Source organism: Acinetobacter sp. GFQ9D191M (assembly GCF_011174875.1).
Taxonomy (GTDB): Bacteria; Pseudomonadota; Gammaproteobacteria; order Pseudomonadales; family Moraxellaceae; genus Acinetobacter.
The window spans coordinates 1-19,471 of record NZ_JAALGV010000011.1 but is presented as its reverse complement, the minus strand read 5'-3'; the positions used below and the strand labels follow the sequence as shown (position 1 = coordinate 19,471).

Below are 19,471 nucleotides of genomic sequence, written 5' to 3'. Positions count from 1 at the left end.
CAAATAAACTTGGCAGCTATTATAAGCTAAAAGCCAAATGGCCGCCTAATCTACAATGCACTTAACTGTTACAGTGATTATAGATTCCTACTTTTAATTAAATTTTATATAAAAAAAACTCATGCAAATTCTAAAAATTATTCATGAAAGTTTTGTATTGTCCGATCCATGATGGCGGTATAGTAGCTTTATTAAGAGATTTTTATTGTCAGCTCACCGAGACCTCTCTATAGACATTTTTGTCTGCATCTACAACGAATAGGTCATCTTGTAAAACAATGGCTTGTAGTATGATAGGTCTAACATTCGACTGATTTAAGCTCATTGTCAGTATGATCTAGCCAGAGTGAACCTTTTTCGGTTCATTTCAAGCTCAAACTTTGTTGGAAATATAAAATGCCTGACTATCGTTCAAAAACATCGACACACGGAAGAAACATGGCGGGTGCGCGTGGCTTATGGCGCGCAACTGGGATGAAGGATGAAGACTTCGGTAAACCGATTATTGCCGTAGTGAACTCATTCACCCAGTTTGTACCGGGTCATGTTCACCTTAAAGATCTAGGCCAGCTCGTGGCACGTCAGATTGAACAGGCAGGCGGTGTAGCAAAAGAATTCAATACCATTGCTGTAGATGACGGCATCGCGATGGGTCATGACGGTATGTTGTATTCACTGCCTTCACGCGACCTGATTGCTGACTCGGTAGAATATATGGTCAGCGCACACTGTGCCGATGCCATGGTGTGTATCTCGAACTGTGACAAGATCACTCCGGGGATGTTGATGGCAGCAATGCGTCTGAACATTCCAGTGGTCTTCGTGTCTGGCGGTCCGATGGAAGCCGGTAAAGTAAAAATTCGTGGTAATGACAAAGCCATCGACCTGATCGATGCGATGATCGTTGCGGCAGATGATAACTATACTGATGAAGAAGTTGCGGAATACGAACGTTCAGCATGCCCAACCTGTGGTTCATGTTCAGGCATGTTCACTGCGAACTCAATGAACTGTTTGACTGAAGCATTGGGTCTATCACTTCCAGGTAACGGTTCAACTTTGGCAACTCATGCGAACCGTAAAAAACTGTTCGAACGCGCTGGTTCTCTCATTGTTGAACTGGCAAAACGTCATTATGAACAAGATGATTACAGCGTCTTGCCACGTTCAATGGTGACCAAAGCATCGTATGAAAATGCCATGACTTTGGATATCGCGATGGGTGGTTCAACTAACACAGTACTTCACCTGTTAGCTGCTGCAAATGAAGCAGGTGTGGACTTCACTATGGATGACATCGACCGTCTGTCTCGTAAAGTACCAGTGCTTTGTAAGGTCGCTCCTGCGAAGAATGACGTACATATGGAAGACGTGCACCGTGCCGGCGGTATCATGTCGATCCTCGGTGAACTGGATCGTGCAGGCCTGTTAGATACCTCTGTCGGTACGGTTCACGAAGCAACATTAAAAGATGCTTTGGACAAGTGGGACATCATCCGTACTGAAGATGAGGAAGTGTATAAATTCTTTAAATCAGCACCGGGCGGTGTACCGACTCAGACTGCATTCTCACAAGACCGTTACTACTCACGTCTGGACGGTGACCGTGAAAATGGTGTGATCCGTAATGCAGAACATGCTTTCTCTAAAGACGGTGGTCTGGCTGTACTTTATGGCAACATCGCGCTTGATGGCTGTATCGTCAAAACGGCCGGTGTAGATGAATCAATCCTGAAATTTAACGGTACTGCACGCGTATTTGAAAGCCAGGATTCTGCGGTAGACGCGATTCTGGGTGGCAAAATCACAGCAGGTGATGTAGTTGTGATTCGTTACGAAGGTCCACGTGGTGGCCCTGGTATGCAGGAAATGCTGTACCCAACCAGCTACCTGAAATCTAAAGGTCTTGGTAAAGAGTGCGCACTTCTGACTGACGGCCGTTTCTCTGGTGGTTCTTCAGGTCTGTCGATTGGTCACGTATCACCAGAAGCTGCAGAAGGTGGTGCAATTGGTCTGGTTGAAGATGGCGACCGTATCGAAATCGATATTCCAAACCGTACCATTCACCTGGCTGTGGATGATGCGACTATGGCCGCTCGTCGTGCTGCTCAAGATGAAAAAGGCTGGCATCCAGTAGAAGACCGTCCACGTAAGATTTCTAAAGCTTTGAAAGCCTATGCAATGCATACCACAAGTGCGGCAAAAGGCGCGGTACGTGAAATCTAAGCTGTAAATTTTTATAGCGCAAAAAAGCACTCCAGAGGGGTGCTTTTTTTATTTTTGATAATTGCACTACCTCAAATAACTGAATCAGATACACAGAGTCTTACTTTTATCTAAAGATCGCTTTCTATACAATCGAATAAAACCTAGACAGCTTTTAAGCTTCACAAGAATTACATCCAGGACGAATAAAATGAGTAAAGACAATATCCGAGAACATTCTGCTCCCGTCTATGAAGGCATCGAAAATGCACCGGCCCGTTCCATGATGCGTGCCACCGGTTTTCAGGATGAAGACTTTACTCGTCCGTTTATCGGGATCGCGTCGACCTGGGCCAATGTGACCCCTTGTAATATGCATATTGATGGCCTGGCACGTACAGTCGAGCAGGGCGTGAATGCTGCCGGTGGTAAGGGGATTATCTTCAATACCATCACTATTTCCGACGGGATCTCCAACGGAACTGAGGGGATGAAATACTCCTTGCTGTCGCGTGAAATTATTGCCGATTCGATTGAAGCAGTAGTTGGTTGTCAGGCCTATGATGGCGTGATTGCCATTGGCGGTTGTGACAAAAACATGCCGGGCTGCATCATGGGCTTGGCACGTTTAAACCGTCCAGGTCTGTTTATTTATGGTGGCACCATCAAGCCGGGTGAAGGGCATACCGACATGATTTCGGTATTTGAAGCGGTGGGTCAGCATGCCAAAGGCGAAATTAATGCGATTCAGGTGAAACATATTGAAGAAGTGTCTTTGCCAGGACCGGGTTCTTGTGGGGGGATGTATACCGCCAATTCTATGGCCTCTGCGATTGAAGCTCTCGGCATGAGCCTGCCAGGCTCATCCGCACAGGAAGCGGTGTCTGAAGACAAGCAGATTGACTGTGCCCGTGCTGGTGAAGCAGTGATGAATCTACTGCGTCTGGATATCAAGCCACGTGACATCATGACCAAAGCGGCTTTTGAAAATTCAATTAAAGTATTGATTGCATTGGGTGGATCAACCAATGGAGTGCTGCATCTGTTAGCCATGGCGCATACAGCGGGTGTTGAACTAAGCCTGGATGACTTTGTACGAATTGGAAAAGAAATTCCTGTCGTGGCTGATGTCCGCCCATCCGGTAAATACCTGATGTCAGAACTGATTGCTATTGGTGGAATCCAGCCATTGATGAAACGCATGCTGGATGCTGGCATGCTAGATGGTTCCTGTCTGACTGTGACCGGAAAAACACTAGCAGAAAACCTGGCAGATGTAGAAGATTATCCTGAAGACCAGCAGATTATTTTGCCATTCGACCAACCGGTGAAAAAAGACTCGCATCTGATCATTATGAAAGGCAACCTGTCACCGAATGGGGCTGTGGCCAAAATTACCGGTAAAGAAGGTCTATATTTCAAAGGACCGGCCCGCGTGTTTGAAGGCGAACAGGGTGCGATGCGCGGGATTCTGGATGGCGAAGTTCAGCCAGGTGAGGTAGTCGTGATTCGCGGTGTAGGTCCTAAAGGTGGACCGGGCATGCCGGAAATGCTAAAACCGACTTCTGCTATTATTGGTAAAGGTCTGGGGGATTCAGTCGCACTGATTACTGATGGCCGTTTCTCAGGCGGAAGTCATGGTTTTGTGATTGGTCATGTCACACCGGAAGCCTATGAGGGTGGCCCGATTGGTCTGGTGCAAAATGGCGATGAAATTTCCATTAATGCGGAAACCCGTGAAATGACCTGGCATATTTCGGATGAAGAGCTTGCTGCACGTCAGGCGGCCTGGGTGAAACCGAAACCGAATTACACTCACGGGGCACTGGCGAAATTCGCCAAACTGACCTCTGGGGCGGAGACCGGGGCCGTGACTGACCTAAATCTTGAAATCTAAAGTCCTAGAAAACATTGAACATTTGTTGCTGACTTGATATAAGTTTTGCACAAGACTTATATCAGGTCATAAACATCCTCATAATAGGATGTTGAATAAAACGATCCTGCTGGCAAGGGCTGGCATGACAAAATCTTTTCGAGGCACCTCTCATGTCCCTGCTACGCCGTTGGTTTGATCCAATCCGATCGAGTTGGTTTTACCAGAAACCAGTTCGTCAAACGGTGTTATCTATTGAAGATGGCTTGAGCATCCATTTAAGACTGGATGATGTTTATAGTTATCTGGCGGTACAACAGTTACCGCAACTGGAAGAAATTCTCAGTCCGGAACTGAAGCCACTCAAAGTCATCATTTCAGATCAGCGGGCTGAGCCGCCTAATCAGATGTCTTTTGATGAATGGCAGCACTATTGCCTGAATGATGCCAAAATTTTATCTAAACAGCATCGTTTCAGCTTTCATGAGACCCCAGAATTACCGACAGCTGAAGCCTTAAAGCAGGCAGAAACCATCCTGAGAAATACGCCACTACGCGGACAGGATTTTCTGTATTTGCTGGAAGATGTCTTTCATATGCTCTGGCAAAAACAGAACGGAAAATTACGCACTTTATATGCGATGGCCAGCCGTCATCATTCGCCGCAGAATTTTCCGGAACGAATTTTTGAGCATAGTCCGATTCTGGCCAGTTATTTCCAGTTTGGCGGACGCCAGTATCAGGCGGTAGATGATCTGTTACGTCTGACCCGTCGCCTGAAACAGCAGAGATTACTGACCGGCAATCCGATTTTCCTGATCAATCATATTGAATGGCGCGAGCATCTGATCAGTGATGCGGAAGAGCTGAATGAAATCCAGTCCATGGATCCGGAGCTAGACCTGTATATCGCTCTGGAAGATCCGATTTCCTGGTTATTGCTAGCCTATATTAAGGAAGAGCTGGCTGATTTTTATAATATCCAGTTGAATGTCTATCCGCTGTCTCATCAGGGACGGGACTGGTTTGACTGGAGTCTGGCGACGCGCTTATCCAAGCGAACTGAAGTCAAATTTACCCCATTCTGCCGGCCAACCGAGCAGGCCGTGATGCCGATGGCGCAATTGTTTTATAGCTGTCCGGAAGAGCAGCGGATTGAAGCCATGTACCAGATTCTGGAAGCGGTCTGGACTCGTGGTTATGATCTGTCTTATGCAGCGCATTTCAAGCGTATGCAGCAGGAACTGAATATTACTGAACTGACCCAGGAAGACGTTCTGGCCAAGTTGCAGGAAAATGACACCTTATGTGAAATGAAGTCCCAGCCGAATCTACCGGTGCTGGAACTGCGTATTGATGGGCAAAGTTATACATTTAATAGCTTATATCGTGTCTGGATGATTGAAAGTATTTTCAGTAATGTGTTAGAAGAAAAGTATAAGAGTGATAACTAAACTGAAAGTGACTGAATAAACATGGAAAAAATCAAAGCTGAATCATTACAACATGCACGTCAACAGATCGATGCCATTGATACAGCTTTAGTCGAGCTGATCGCTGCGCGTCAATTTTATGTTGATCAAACCACCCGTTTTAAAAAAACTGAAACTGATCTGCAATCACCGGAGCGTATGGAGCAGATTGTGGAAAATGTCAAAGCCTTGGCACAACAGCAGGGCGTGGATCAGGCCTTCATTGAGCATTTGTACCGGGAAATGTTCCAGTATTTCATTCAGCGTGAACTGAAAGAGTTCCGTCCTTAAACGACTTTTAAATCCGATTTTTGTTGATGAATCTGATGATTTTCAGCACATCCATCTGAAGCCTCAATATTTGCTTGAGGCTTCCTTCTTAAAACCCTGATTTTACTCTATTCGTGATTTCTATAGCATGGGCTTAAATCAATTTAGGGTCATCAGATGACTGCTTTTATTATTGCTATTTTTGCTCTGGCTGGCCTGATTAAAGGCACCATTGGATTAGGTCTGCCTGCGGTGTCCATGGGTTTGCTGACCATGTTTATGAGTCCATTTCAGGCAGCAACTTTACTGATAGTACCTTCGATGCTGACCAATTTCTGGCAACTTTTTGCCGAAGGTCATGTACTGAAACTGATTCGCCGTTTCTGGCTGTTGCTAGCAGGCATTATCGTGGGTTCAGTCTGGAGTATTTTCCCGACCTTAGGTCATTCTGAATTTCATAGTGAAGCTTTATTGGGCGGGATGCTTGCTCTATATGGCCTATATGGTTTACTGGCGAAACGGATGCCAGATTTAAGCCAGCATGAAAAGTGGCTTTCTCCGATTATGGGATATCTCGGCGGGGCCTTGACCGTGGCAACTGGGGTAGTCGTGATTCCAGTGGTGCCTTATTTGCAAACCCTGCATTTAAAACGTGATGATCTGGTTCAGGCCTTAGGGTTGGTATTTACCACCTCGACGGTGTGTTTGGCAATTTTCCTGCACCAAAACCCGGTGGAAGATATGCCGATTGATTATACCATGTCAGCGATTGCATTGATTCCGGCCTTGATCGGGATGTGGTTCGGCAAGAAAATCCGTTCTCGTATCTCTGAACAGAAATTCCGGACAGTATTTTTTATCGGCCTGATCGCCTTAGGTAGCTATATGATGCTGCATCAATTTGGCTGGATTTAATTCAGGATTTTTTGTACATCCGCAGAAATGAGGAACTGGCTAAAGTGCTGATAGGCGGTGCTCAGTTCATCAAAGTTCTTTGCAGCTAACAATAACTTGCGGTTGGCCCAATCTCCTGTCAGCTGGATTTGCTGAAATGCATAGAGCTTCGACAAACGTTGTGCAGCACGTTTTGGCATGATCGCGATACCTACACCATTGGCCACAACTTGGGCAATGGCGGCAAAATTTGGTAAGCGTAAGCGGTATTGAATTTCACAGTTCAGCAAGCGAGCCTGGGTTTCAATCGACTGCTGCAAAGAGTGATATTGCATCAGACCAACAAAGGGATAACTCAGACAGTCTGCTAATGTTAATGCCTGATTAGCTGCCAGATCATGTTGTTCAGGGCAGATCAGCACCAGAGGATCATCTGAAAATTCCAGAGTCTGTAATTGTGGCGCAGGAAAAAAGCTGGAAATAAGTCCTAGCTTGGCAGTACCACTCGCTAAAGCCGCAATAATGTCATTGCTCTCCGCTTCTTTGAGGTCAATCTGGATATTTGGGTTATTTACCAGATATTTTGGCAATAATAGGGGAAGGTACTCACTTTGTGCTGAAGAGTTACACCATAAGCTGATATTGGAATTGAGTCCTTCACTAAAACCGGCCATGGCTTGAGACAACTGTTGTCCCTGTTGCAACAGGGCTTGGGCATGCTCAGCAAAGACCTGTCCCGCAAAAGTCATTTTCACCCCGCCAGAATGGCGGCTGAACAGACTGACCTGATATTGCTGTTCCAGCTTTTTAATCCGCTCACTTGCTGCCTGTAAGGAAATGGCAGAGCGTTCAGCACCTTTGGTCAGACTACCTGTGTCGACTATATTGAGAAAAAGACGTAAATCAAAAAAATCCAGACGCATCGGCAGGATGCTCATATAAAAGATCAGGCCTATTTAAACAATTCTTACGATATAAAAAAAGCAGCCTGGAGGCTGCTTGAAAATTTAAGTCTTCGAATTATTTTTTATCGACCAGGCTAAAGAACCAGTTCAGGAATAACGCAGCAAAGGTCGCTGTACCAATTCCACCCAGGTTAAAGTTACCGAAGGTCAGGGCAAAGTCACCCGTACCCAGAATAATCGTTACTGCTGCCACCATCAGGTTTTTGTTCTGTGAAAAATCGACTTTATTTTCGATCCAGATTTTCGCACCGGCAATAGTAATCAGACCAAAGACCACAATTGAGGCGCCGGTTAAAATCGCTGTTGGAATGGTATGAATAATCGCACCAAATTTCGGCGATAAACCGAGGAATACTGCAAATACACCGGCAACAGCAAAGATAATCGTCGAGTAAACCCGGGTAACGGCCATCACACCAATATTTTCACCATAGGTAGTCATACCCGGTGCGCCCACACCACCTGCCAAGGTAGTTGCAATACCGTCCGCCACAAAGGCTTTACCGATATGCGGATCTAGATTCTCACCGGTCATGGCACCCACCGCTTTAATATGTCCCAGGTTTTCTGCAATCAGAATCAAGGCAATTGGCGCAATGATCAGCATGGCATTGGTATCAAATACAGGTGCATGGAAGCTCGGAACACCAAACCAGCCAGCTTGCTGAATTGGCGCAAAATCAATCGCAGTACCATAGCCCATCACATTACTTAAAATGTAGTAAATGAAGTAAGCCAGCAATAAACCGATCAAGAGCAATAGACGCTGTACCAGACCTTTGGTAAACACCGCAATAGAACCCATACACAGTACGGTCACCAGTGACATCCACATATTAAAGGTATTGCCCATGACGTTTTTCACAGTCACAGGGGCCAGGTTCAGACCGATAATCATTACCACCGCACCGGTCACCACCGGCGGCATCAATTTTTCAATCCAGCGGGTTCCCGTTGCCATGACCAGAACACCCATCAAGGTATAAAGCACACCACATGCAATAATCCCGCCAGCGGCGACACCAATATTTGGATTCAGTCCGCCAGCACCTGCATAGCCGGTTGCTGCAATCACCACCCCAATGAACGCAAAGCTTGAACCCAGATAACTTGGTACACGACCACCCGTGATCAGGAAGAACAGGATGGTACAGATCCCCGACATTAAAATGGCCAGATTGGGATCAAAACCCATTAGAAATGGCGCCAGTACCGTCGCTCCGAACATGGCAAAGGCATGTTGTACCCCCAAGATCAGGGTCTGGGCAGGCGGTAAATACTCTGCGGTACCTACTGGTCGTGCATCGATACTACCCTCATAAGGGCGCCACTTGGGAAACCAATTGGACATAAAATGAGCACTCAAAAGATAAATTGTGCACATCATACTCTTGTTTTTTAGAAGATTTAATCACTGAAACAAAATTTTTGTTCAAATTAATTCTATGACTTTATTTGATATTTTACCGTGCGGTAAAAGTTTTTTAAATCAAAACTAAAGTTAAATCAGTGGATTAATTCCCGGACAATTCATATTCAACTTCTATAAGTAATTTCAATTTGATATATAAATAAAGCTTTTTTTGGCTATTGACTGATCAATAAAAAAGCACATCGTGTAGATGTGCTTTAAATGGAAGGGAAAAAATCAACCGGTATTTCGTAAACCGGCGGCAATACCGGCAATACTCACCATTAGGGCATGATCGACTGGCGTGTGTTCAGCCTGCTGCTGTTCCAGATATAATCGACGACGTTTCATCAATTCGGCTTGCAGTAAATGGAGCGGTAACAGATAAGGTTTACGCACGGTCATGGACTGGTCCAAGACACCATTACTGCTCAGCAGTTTTGATTCATCTTTTAAAGTGAGTAGGGTCTGGATGGCATCTTGCAAGCGTTGACGCAGTTCCGTGCCGAGCTCTTTCAGGTCTTCATCCTGAGTCAGATGTGATTCGTAATAGAGCGCGACATTGCTGTCTGCTTTGGACAGCACCATTTCCAGCATATCAATTAAGGTCTGGAAATAAGGCCATTCGGTTAGCATCTCATCCAGAATTGTACGTTGCCCTTGATCCAGTACCTCATTTAATGCGGCACCGGTACCCAGCCAAGCCGGTAACATCAGACGGATTTGGGTCCAGGCGAATACCCATGGAATGGCACGCAAGGATTCAATTCCACCGCTGACCTTACGTTTGGCAGGACGTGAACCAAGCGGCAGCATTTGCAGTTCCAGTTCTGGGGTCACGGTACGCAGGTATTTCACGAAATGCGGATTTTCACGTACCGTCTGACGATAGACTTGTACTGACAGATCAGTCATTTTATGCATCAGATCACGCCATTCCGGTTTTGGTTCAGGTGGCGGTAATAAAGTCGCTTCCAGCGTCGCCGCTGTATAAATTTCCAGATTTTGTAGTGCGATTTCTTCCAGACCGAATTTAAAGCGGATCATTTCACCCTGTTCAGTCACCCGAATAGCGCCTGAAATAGAGCCTGGTGGTTGCGAGAACAAGGCTTGTTGGGTGGGTGCACCGCCGCGGCTGATCGAACCGCCACGGCCATGGAACAAGGTCAACTGGATACCATGCTGTTTAGCAACTGCGGTCAGTTCTTCCTGCGCACGGTACTGTGCCCAGTTGGCTGACATAAAGCCGGCATCTTTGGCTGAATCCGAATAACCAATCATGACCTCATGCTTACCCTGAATATGCTGCTTGTACCAATGCATATTAAAGAGTGTCGACATGGTGTCAGCAGCGCCGTCGAGATCTTTTAAGGTTTCAAATAAAGGTACTACCCGTAAAGGCTGTTTAATCCCAGCTTCTTTTTGCAGCAGCAAGACAGCCAGCACATCACTTGGGTATTCGGCCATGGAAATAATATAGGCACCCAGAGACTCACTTGGCTGTTCGGCCAATGTGCGCATGGTGGTAAACACTTCCTGCACATCCGGATGTTCAATCAGGCTACCCGCTGGTTCATTCAGGTGTTTAGGTAGTAGAGGCCGTTTACTTTGCAGTTCCTGCAACAGGAAGTTTTGACGGGCCTGTTCAGTCCAGGTTTCAAAATTACCCAGACCCAGATATTCAGTAATGGCTGAAATGGCCTGACGATGACGACCAGATTCCTGGCGAATATCCAGTTTGAGAAGTTCAATGCCGAAACAGTTCACCCGGTAAATCAGGTCCAGCAGACTGCTATTGGCAAGTTCTGCCAGATTGCACGCCATCAATGAGCGATAGCAGGTCAGTAAAGGTTTTAATAACTCATCTTTACTTTTAATCACCCGACTATCATCCGCATCTTTGCCATGCAGTTTTTCAGCCAGCCAGGCACGGGTGATTTTTAGACGTTCACGGATATCGCGTAAATATTCACGGTAGGGTTCAGGATGTTGATGGCCTAACGCCTGTGTAATTTCATCGCTGCATTGCTGAATAGAAAGTTCCCAGCGCAGGTTTTCAATATCACGCAGATACAGATCAGCTGCTTTCCAGCGCGACAACCACAATACTTCCTGAGTCACATTATGCGTCACATTCGGGTTGCCATCCCGGTCACCCCCCATCCAGGAAGCGAAACGTACCGGAGCAACATCTAGTGGCAAAGTCTGGCCACATTGTTCCTCAACCATGCCGTTCAGCTCACGGATGAATTTAGGAACCGCATTCCAGAGGGTCTGTTCGATTGTCGTAAAGCCCCATTTGGCTTCATCCACCGGGGTTGGGCGATGTTGACGGATTTCATCAGTTTGCCAGGCAGAACTGATGAGCTGTTTTAAGTCAGCCAAAACTGTCTGACGTTCACGTGGGGTCAGTTTCTGCTGGTCAAATTTGGACAGGGCATTATTGATGCCATCATATTTTTGGATCAGGGTGCGTCGACTGACTTCTGTTGGATGTGCGGTCAGCACCAGTTCAATCTTTAATTCACAGATTTGCTGATATAAGGTTTCTGCAGAAATTTCTTGCTGTTTGAATTTTTCAAATAAAGGAACCAGAGGATTTGGAGATTCTGTAGTTTCCTCAAATTCGCTTTGACGGCGACGACGTACCACATGGTACTGTTCGGCAATATTGGCAAAGTTTAAGAAATGGGTGAAGGCACGGGTCAATGGCAGGATTTCATGATCTTCTAAAGTCAGGAATAATTGTTCCAGCTGTTTTTCTGCTTCCACCTGTCCATCGCGAGCGCCTTTCGATAAGGCCCGAATTTGCTCGACCTGATTAAACAAATCTTGCCCCGCATGTAACTTCAGGGTTTCTCCCAGCAAATTACCCAGTAAACGTACGTCTTCGCGTAGAGGTGCATCAATCTGTTGAACCATTTTTTATATCCCTCCGATTCTTCCTTTGACTATACCCCGACTGCATGACAATCCAAGTCTTTTGCAGACAAAAGTTGAATATCATTTGTTGATAATTGGATGAATTTTAGTCCTTACGCTGTTGCAAGGATCAGGCCAGATAGAAGAAATTTAACGGGAAATTGCATATTTCAGCATAAAGATCTCGATGGCCAGCTGAATGATCTGATGGCGTTGCTGCATGTCAGGTAACGGGCTTAAATCCAGTAAGACTTTGTGATGTCGCATACCTAACAGTAAGGACACCATCAGTTCGGTCTGATGCTGCGGATCATCAGTCTGGATAAATTGATGTTGCTGCGCCTGCTCAAAGAAATCATGCCAGGCCTGATTCAGCTTGATATGTGAGGCTGTATAAAAACGTTCCGCCAACGGATTTTTTTCATAGGCCAGTTGCATGATGAGCAGGTCCAGTTTGAGAGCTTCCGGCAGATTGGCAATATTGAATGAGCGCAGACAGATCTGATACAGCTCCTGCTGAAAATCACTATCAGGCTGCAGAACTTTAGGAGATTCCTGCAGAATTGCCTCACAGGTTTCTTCAACCGCACAGCTAAACAGCGTGGCCTTATCCTGAAAATGATTATAGACAGTGAGTTTGGTCACCCCGGCTTCCAGCGCAATCTGGTTCATGCTGGAACCATGATAACCATGCTGTAAAAACAGCTGTTTCGCTGCGTTCAGAATACGCTGGCGTTTCTCCAGATCCTTGGGCCGTCCAACCGGTATTTGCACAATTTCATCCAAAAAAATTCAATATGGTCATTGTTTTAACTGCAGAATCCTAATTAGTGTACCGGGTGGTATATTAATTAAAAAATAAGCAATTTATATATCTACCTATTTTGCCCTAAAAATGATGATTAGATAAGAGCGAACAATAATGAGCACGATACAGAGCGCACTGGCTGGCATGATCGTCCTATGCAGTATGGCTTTCTCAGGATGTAGCAAGGACAGCGCTGCAGCAGAACAGGAAGTTCCATTTGTCATGGTGACCACACCGAAAACTTCACATCAGGAATTGAAAAGCTATGCCGGTGATGTCCAGGCACGTCAGCAAACAGCACTGGCATTCCGGGTAGGCGGGCAGGTCACCCAGCGCTTTGTCGATGTGGGCGATCAGGTAAAAGTGGGGCAGGTCTTGGCGACCCTAGATGTGAAAGATGCTCAACTTCAATTAAATGCAGCACGTGCCCAGCTGGAAAGTGCTCAATCGGCCAGTAAAATTGCTCAGGATGAATTACAGCGTTTCAAGCAGCTGTTACCCACCAATGCCGTGAGCCGTTCGCAATATGATGCGATTGAAAACCAATATAAGGCAGCCGCGTCAAATCTGAAACAGGCTCAGTCTAATTATGATACGGCTAAAAATCAGACCGCTTATAACCAGCTCATTGCCAATAAAAGTGGGGTAATTACTGCACGTAATATCGAAATTGGTCAGGTCGTTGCAGCAGGGCAGGCCGCCTTTGAGCTGGCAATCGCCGGTGAGCGTGAAGTCGTGATTGGGGTTCCTGAACAGGCGATTTCCGAAATTAAAACTGGTCAGCCGGCCTGGGTCACGTTATGGTCTAAACCGAGTGAAAAATTCGCCGCCTTTGTTCGTGAGATTTCACCAGCAGCAGATCAATCGCGTACCTTCCGGGTGAAAGTGGCTTTACGCGAAGGTAATAGTCAGATTCAGCTCGGCCAGAGTGCCCGGGTGTTCTTCCAGAATAGTCAGGACAATATTCTTAGTGTGCCTTTATCCAGCGTTTCAGCGACCGATCAGCAGGCCTATGTGATGGTAGTTAAGCCGGATCATACCATCCGCAAAGTGCCGGTTCAGCTGGGTGCTTATGGCCGTGATTCTGTGCCAGTCCTCAGTGGTTTAAAGGCTGATGATTATGTGGTGATTGGTGGGGTGCATCTGCTGCGTGACCAACAGAAAATCAATCCGATTGACCGTGAAAACCGTAGTGTGAAAATTCAGGCAGGGAGTTAAGTATGAACTTTAACCTGTCTGAATGGGCCTTAAAGAATAAAGGTCTGGTACTGTATTTCATGATCCTGCTCGGTTTGGTGGGCATCGTATCCTATTCCAAACTGTCACAAAGTGAGGATCCGCCGTTTACCTTTAAGGTCATGGTAATCCAGACCTACTGGCCGGGTGCCAGTGCTAAAGAAGTATCCTTACAAGTCACCGACCGGGTTGAAAAAGAGTTGATGACTACTGGTCAGTATGACCGGATCATGGCCTATTCCCGTCCGGGGGAATCCATGGTGACTTTTATTGCCAAGGATTCTTTGGCTTCCAAGGATGTCGCAGATGTCTGGTATAACGTCCGTAAGAAAATCAATGATATTCGGCATGAATTACCGCAAGGCGTACAAGGCCCATTTTTTAATGATGAGTTTGGCGATACCTTTGGCAACATCTATGTCATCAAGGGCAATGACTTCGATTATGCGACGCTTAAAGAATATGCCGACCGTTTACAGTTACAGTTGCAACGGGTCAAGGATGTCGCCAAAGTTGAACTGATCGGTCTGCAGGACCAGAAAATCTGGATCGAAATCTCCAACACCAAAGCTACCCAGCTCGGTATTCCGGTCACTGCCATTCAGCAGGCACTGCAGCAGCAAAATGCCATGACTCAGGCGGGCTTTTTTGAAACCGGTTCTGACCGGATTCAGGTGCGGGTCAGTGGTGCGCTGAATAATGTCGAAGAACTGCAGCAGCTACCTTTACTGGTGAATGGCAAGACCATCCAGCTTGGCGATGTGGCGGAGGTTTATCGCGGCTTTACTGATCCGGCACAACCGCGTATGCGCTTTATGGGCGAAAATGGCATCGGTATTGCCGTATCGATGCGTAAAGGCGGTGACATCATTGCCTTGGGTAAAAATCTGGAACAGGAATTTGCCCGGTTGCAGAAAACTTTGCCTTTAGGAATGGATCTGCAAAAAGTTTCCGATCAGCCGGTAGCAGTGAAACGCAGTATTAATGAATTCATGAAAGTTCTGGCCGAGGCCGTGATTATTGTTCTCTTGGTGAGTTTTTTCTCACTCGGTTTTCGTACCGGTCTGGTGGTGGCGTTCTCGATTCCACTGGTACTGGCGATGACCTTTGCCGGGATGCAACTGTTTGATGTTGGTCTGCATAAGATTTCTCTGGGTGCCCTGATTCTGGCACTTGGCCTTCTAGTGGATGACGCAATCATTGCCATTGAAATGATGGCAATCAAAATGGAGCAGGGCTTTAGCCGCTTACAGGCGGCCGGTCATGCCTGGCGGACGACTGCTTTTCCAATGCTGACCGGAACCCTGATTACTGCTGCCGGTTTCCTGCCGATTGCGACAGCAGCATCCAGTACCGGGGAATATACCCGCTCGATTTTCCAGGTGGTGACGCTGGCGTTATTAGTATCTTGGATCGCAGCCGTCCTATTTGTGCCTTATCTGGGTGACAAGCTCCTGCCAGATTTCAATAAAGATCTGGTGCAGAGAGCACCATGGTATCAACGTCTCTGGGCGCGTTTAGGCAAACGCCCTGAACCGGAGCCGCTGGTGCATCATGCCGGTGAACATCATGATCCTTATCAAACCAAGTTCTATCAGGGCTTTCGCCGTTGGGTGAATATCTGTGTTACCTACCGTAAAACGGTCATCGCGGCGACTGTCGGGATTTTTGTGCTATCCATTTTGATGTTTAATCTGGTGCCAAAACAATTCTTCCCGCCATCGAACCGTGCCGAAATTCTGGTAGATCTGAAACTGGAAGAGGGCGCTTCATTAAAAGCGACTGAAGCGGCAGTGAAAAAAGTTGAAAACTTCCTGTCCAAACAGGAGGGGATTGATAACTATGTGGTCTATGTTGGTACCGGTTCACCGCGTTTCTATTTGCCATTAGACCAGCAATTGCCGCAAGCCAGCTTTGCCCAGTTTGTGGTATTGGCTTCATCACTTGAAGACCGCAATGAAATCCGTAAATCCTTAAGCGACCAGATTCGGGTGCTGTTACCAGAAGCCCGTACCCGGGTGTCTCTGCTGGAAAATGGCCCACCCGTGGGCTATCCATTACAGTTCCGTGTATCGGGTGAAGACCTGGGATTAGTCCGTCAATGGGCACAGAAAGTTGCAGCAACGGTCGGAGACAATCCGAATACCACCAATGTGCATCTGGACTGGGGCGAGCCAAGTAAAGTGATTAAACTGGATATCGATCAGGACCGCGCCCGTCAGCTTGGCGTGAGCAGTAGCGATTTGGCCAATTTCCTGAATAGCTCGATTTCTGGAACAGCGATTGATCAGTACCGTGAGAAACGTGAGCTGATTGAAATCCGCTTACGGGGTGATCAGGCTGAACGTGTCGATGTCGGTTCACTGAGTAGTCTGGCAGTACCGACTACGAATGGGAGTTCAGTTCCTCTGGCCCAGATTGCCAAGATCGAATACAGCTTTGAAGAAGGCCTGATCTGGCATCGGAACCGCTTGCCGACCATTACGGTACGGGCTGATATCCGGACGCAACTGCAACCGGCAACCGTGGTGAATGAGTTGAAAGATCAACTTGAGCGGCTCAGATCAGAAATGCCAAGTGGCTATCTGATTGAAGTAGGCGGGACAGTCGAAGAATCTGCGCGAGGGCAGAATTCAGTGAATGCGGGTATGCCATTGTTCCTGGCAGTGGTGATGACTTTGCTGATGATTCAGCTCCGAAGTATCTCACGTGCCTTCATTGTCTTCCTGACAGCGCCATTGGGTATTATTGGCGTGGTCTTATTCCTGTTAATTTTCAATAAACCTTTTGGCTTTGTGGCCATGCTGGGCACGATTGCTTTGTCAGGAATGATCATGCGTAACTCGTTGATTCTCATTGACCAGATTGAACAGGATATTCAGGCAGGTGAATCGCAATGGAATGCCATTATCAATGCCACAGTGCGCCGTTGCCGTCCGATTGTCCTGACTGCACTGGCTGCCGTTCTGGCCATGATTCCTTTATCCAGAAGCATTTTCTTCGGACCAATGGCGGTTGCCATTATGGGAGGATTGATCGTTGCAACGCTATTAACGCTGTTTTTCCTGCCAGCCTTATATGCACAATGGTTTAAAGTGAAAAAAAGTTTAAATTCTGTTTAAATTTGTCATAATTTCAGGTGCGAAATATTGAAAATTTCAATATAGTAGTGCCTGATTTTTTAATAATTCAAAAAAGACATACTGCTGCGGAACTTGCTTGTGCTGGGCCGCACACTAAGGTTGACTAAACATGACTCAAGACACACTCACCAAGATGCGACGCTCCGTGGCGATGGCTTATGTCTTCATGTTTTTTGCTTTGTTTACAGTGGTGAGCGGCATATTCGCCTACTGGTATGCACGTAAGGTGACCCAGATTGATTATGCCGAAGTCTGGTTACAGGCACAGGCACTCTGGATCATGCGTAATATTGTAATTTATTCAGTACTCGCGATTTTTGCAGCGCTCTGGTTCATTCCATTATTTTTCTTCGCCTGGGATAGCCAGCTTTGGGTGAAAGCCTGCACAGTCGCAGGTGTAGTATTCAGCTTTATTGCCATTATTTTCCTCATTAATGCCTGGTTCAAAGGCATCTTCAAATTTTCTCAAAACAAAGCCGTATTCTAAGCTTTCAATTTTTTTTCAGAATTCCCCTTGTAAAGCTGGGTTTAACCCCAATTTTAGACCACAGTCAATATTAAATAGAATTCCGTGAGGAGCATCGCCAGACATGGCTAAACGTGATTATTATGAGGTTTTGGGCGTCTCTAAAACCGCTAGTGATGATGAAATTAAAAAAGCCTACCGTAAGTTGGCGATGAAATATCATCCAGACCGTAACCCGGACAATCCTGAAGCTGAAGAGAAGTTTAAAGAAGCTTCAGAAGCGTATGAAGTTCTGTCAGACAGCGAAAAACGCAGCATGTACGACCGCATGGGCCATCAAGCCTTTGAAGGTGGTATGGGCGGTGGTGCTGGCGGCTTCGGTGGTTTCAGTGCGGAAGATATTTTCAGCCAGTTTGGGGATATTTTCGGTGGAGCCTTTGGTGGGGGGGGCCGTGGCCAGCAACGTCAACGCCGTGGTTCAGACTTACGCTATGTGATGGAATTGACGCTTGAAGAAGCAGTCAAAGGCGTTAAGAAAACCATTACTTTTACTGCACCAGCACCATGTGACGCCTGTGATGGTAAAGGTTCTAAAAATCCGAACGATGTTGAAACCTGTCCAACCTGTCATGGTGCCGGCCAGGTACGTATGCAGCAAGGTTTCTTCTCGGTACAGCAAACCTGTAGTACCTGTCGTGGCCAGGGCAAGATCATCAAGAATCCATGTAATAAATGTCATGGTTCAGGTGTATCTGACCGTCAGCAAACTTTGGAAGTTACTATTCCAGCCGGTGTGGACAATGGCGACCGCGTACGTTTGACTGGTAAAGGTGAAGCGATTCGTGATGGCCAATCAGGTGATCTATACGTTGAAGTCGTGGTACGTGAACACGAAATCTTCCAGCGTGACGGTGCAGATCTGTATATGGATGTGCCAATTTCAATTGCGGATGCAGCTTTGGGTAAAGAAGTTCAGATTCCGACATTAGATGGTCGTGTCAGCCTGAAAATTCCTGAAGGTACGCAAACCGGTAAACTGTTCCGCCTACGTGGTAAGGGCGTGAAACCAGTACGTTCAACCATGCAAGGTGATCTGCTTTGCCGTGTTGTTGTAGAAACACCAGTGAACCTGACTGCACGTCAACGTGAACTGTTGAAAGAGTTGCAAGCGACCATGGAAGATGAGGGCAGCCAGTCTTCTCCAAAGAAAAAATCTTTCTTTGATCGGTTGTTTGACTGATCTGGATAGATAAAAAAGGACGCTCAGGCGTCTTTTTTTATGGCTTAAATTCGGGAAAGGCGTATGAGTTAATTATTAGATAGAAATGATAAGAAAATTATTCTTTTAATAGTATTAGCTTTTTAAGAAGGATTTATATCCCTCACGCAGAGAAATATAAATCCTATCATATTATTGCGCTTCAGTGGCTTGAGCTTCTGATGCTGGAGCCTCACTTGCAGGTGCTTCAGCAGCTTGAACTTCAGATGCAGCTGTTTCAGTTGCAGCAGGAGCTATTTGTGCTACTTCTTCAGCAGCAAAAGTTTGTGATGCAGCAATTAACGCTACCCCGGCAAAAGTTAATTGAACTAATTTCATATAAATTTCCTTGTATTAAAAATAGTGTACTACTCAGTACACTTGGCAAAAATGTTGACATAAAATGTAGATATTGATGTTTTTTGTGTGTACTTATGTTTACTAATGTAATTTTATGTTATTTAAATAATTGAAATATAAGATTAATCATTAGGGTCTGTTGACATTTACTGTTCATAATTAAACCTATAACGGTAGCCATAAAA

14 protein-coding genes are annotated in these 19,471 nt (G+C 46.1%); 9 read left to right on the top strand and 5 right to left on the bottom strand.

The annotated features are described in order from the left end of the window. Positions 1 to 396: 396 nt before the first annotated feature. From ilvD (G5T77_RS02005) to G5T77_RS01985, 5 genes are all read left to right on the top strand, one after another. Complete coding sequence (gene ilvD, locus G5T77_RS02005) at positions 397 to 2,226, top strand: dihydroxy-acid dehydratase (protein ID WP_081402678.1); 1,830 nt, start codon at positions 397 to 399, stop codon at positions 2,224 to 2,226. A gap of 190 nt (positions 2,227 to 2,416) precedes the next feature. After that, a complete protein-coding gene (ilvD, locus tag G5T77_RS02000) occupies positions 2,417 to 4,102 on the top strand; it encodes a dihydroxy-acid dehydratase (protein ID WP_166137416.1) in 1,686 nt (561 codons plus the stop codon). Between the two features lie 152 nt (positions 4,103 to 4,254). Beyond that, positions 4,255 to 5,535, top strand: coding sequence for a hypothetical protein (locus tag G5T77_RS01995; RefSeq protein WP_166137413.1), 1,281 nt, complete (start codon positions 4,255 to 4,257; stop codon positions 5,533 to 5,535). A gap of 21 nt (positions 5,536 to 5,556) precedes the next feature. Next, on the top strand, positions 5,557 to 5,844 hold the full coding sequence (locus G5T77_RS01990) for a chorismate mutase (protein WP_004780403.1): 288 nt from the start codon (positions 5,557 to 5,559) through the stop codon (positions 5,842 to 5,844). A gap of 156 nt (positions 5,845 to 6,000) precedes the next feature. Further along, complete coding sequence (locus tag G5T77_RS01985; protein WP_166137410.1) at positions 6,001 to 6,738, top strand: sulfite exporter TauE/SafE family protein; 738 nt, start codon at positions 6,001 to 6,003, stop codon at positions 6,736 to 6,738. On the opposite strand, the gene G5T77_RS01980 is transcribed toward G5T77_RS01985, so the two are convergent. The 4 genes from G5T77_RS01980 to G5T77_RS01965 all read right to left on the bottom strand — a co-directional run bounded on the left by G5T77_RS01980 (position 6,735) and on the right by G5T77_RS01965 (position 12,789). Beyond that, positions 6,735 to 7,640: a LysR family transcriptional regulator gene (locus tag G5T77_RS01980; RefSeq protein ID WP_166137443.1), complete on the bottom strand. Its 906-nt coding sequence runs from the start codon at positions 7,638 to 7,640 to the stop codon at positions 6,735 to 6,737. The genes G5T77_RS01985 and G5T77_RS01980 overlap by 4 nt on opposite strands. A gap of 97 nt (positions 7,641 to 7,737) precedes the next feature. Then, positions 7,738 to 9,033, bottom strand: a complete 1,296-nt coding sequence (locus tag G5T77_RS01975) for a solute carrier family 23 protein (RefSeq protein WP_166137407.1) — start codon at positions 9,031 to 9,033, stop codon at positions 7,738 to 7,740. Positions 9,034 to 9,330: 297 nt separating this feature from the next. Beyond that, positions 9,331 to 12,015: a phosphoenolpyruvate carboxylase gene (gene ppc, locus G5T77_RS01970; RefSeq protein ID WP_166137404.1), complete on the bottom strand. Its 2,685-nt coding sequence runs from the start codon at positions 12,013 to 12,015 to the stop codon at positions 9,331 to 9,333. A 150-nt stretch (positions 12,016 to 12,165) separates the two neighbouring features. Next, positions 12,166 to 12,789 (bottom strand): TetR/AcrR family transcriptional regulator, encoded by a 624-nt coding sequence (locus tag G5T77_RS01965; protein WP_166137401.1) that lies wholly within the window; start codon positions 12,787 to 12,789, stop codon positions 12,166 to 12,168. 148 nt (positions 12,790 to 12,937) lie between these two features. Between G5T77_RS01965 and G5T77_RS01960 the strand changes: the two genes are divergently transcribed. The 4 genes from G5T77_RS01960 to dnaJ all read left to right on the top strand — a co-directional run bounded on the left by G5T77_RS01960 (position 12,938) and on the right by dnaJ (position 18,908). Then, positions 12,938 to 14,041, top strand: coding sequence for an efflux RND transporter periplasmic adaptor subunit (locus G5T77_RS01960; RefSeq protein WP_166137399.1), 1,104 nt, complete (start codon positions 12,938 to 12,940; stop codon positions 14,039 to 14,041). Positions 14,042 to 14,043: 2 nt separating this feature from the next. Further along, a complete protein-coding gene (locus G5T77_RS01955) occupies positions 14,044 to 17,181 on the top strand; it encodes an efflux RND transporter permease subunit (RefSeq protein WP_166137396.1) in 3,138 nt (1,045 codons plus the stop codon). Between the two features lie 130 nt (positions 17,182 to 17,311). Then, the gene (locus G5T77_RS01950; RefSeq protein ID WP_104426832.1) at positions 17,312 to 17,689 is read left to right on the top strand and encodes a hypothetical protein; all 378 of its coding nucleotides are present in this window, start codon (positions 17,312 to 17,314) and stop codon (positions 17,687 to 17,689) included. Between the two features lie 103 nt (positions 17,690 to 17,792). Continuing rightward, the gene (dnaJ, locus tag G5T77_RS01945) at positions 17,793 to 18,908 is read left to right on the top strand and encodes a molecular chaperone DnaJ (RefSeq protein ID WP_034703346.1); all 1,116 of its coding nucleotides are present in this window, start codon (positions 17,793 to 17,795) and stop codon (positions 18,906 to 18,908) included. A gap of 171 nt (positions 18,909 to 19,079) precedes the next feature. On the opposite strand, the gene G5T77_RS01940 is transcribed toward dnaJ, so the two are convergent. After that, positions 19,080 to 19,265 carry a hypothetical protein gene (locus G5T77_RS01940; RefSeq protein ID WP_166137393.1) on the bottom strand — a complete coding sequence of 62 codons (186 nt, stop codon included), beginning with the start codon at positions 19,263 to 19,265 and terminating at the stop codon, positions 19,080 to 19,082. Positions 19,266 to 19,471 lie beyond the last annotated feature (206 nt).